The sequence below is a fragment of the Aeromonas diversa CDC 2478-85 genome (assembly GCF_000819805.1).
Lineage (GTDB): Bacteria > Pseudomonadota > Gammaproteobacteria > Enterobacterales > Aeromonadaceae > Aeromonas > Aeromonas diversa.
Genome location: NZ_CDCE01000026.1, coordinates 1 through 407 on the forward strand (window position 1 = coordinate 1; position 407 = coordinate 407).

Sequence of the window (407 nt, forward strand, 5' to 3'; positions counted from 1 at the left end):
TTGGTCTGTTCGGCAATCCCTGTGATGATACCCAGCACCCCGCTGATCGCCTTGGCATCCTGCTCCAACTGCGTCATGGACGCGTTGGCCTCTACGGCCGCCAGCTCGGTTTGTTCGACTCTTGTACGAGTCACCGTCACCGACTGGCTCATCTCCTGCAGACTCTCTTCGATCATCTGCACGTCGCCCACCGCCGCCTGGGCATGTTGGCTAATCTCGGCGGCTGAGGCTGCCATCTCGTCCATGGTGCTCGCCAGGACTTCGATCTCCCGGCTCTGCGCCGTGATGGCCCCGGTGCTCTGTGAAGAGACGGTGCTCGTCTCTTCTGCCTTCTGGGCGATCAGGGTGCTGGCATTGCTGATGCTGCCGATCAGCTCCCGCAGGTTATGTTGCATGACCCCCAGGGC

Annotated in this window: 1 protein-coding gene; it reads right to left on the bottom strand. The window is 61.7% G+C overall.

All coding sequences use genetic code 11. The features are described 5' to 3' along the window. Positions 1-407, bottom strand: a 407-nt coding sequence (locus tag BN1121_RS20015) for a methyl-accepting chemotaxis protein (RefSeq protein WP_043597674.1), incomplete at both ends; no start/stop codon positions are given.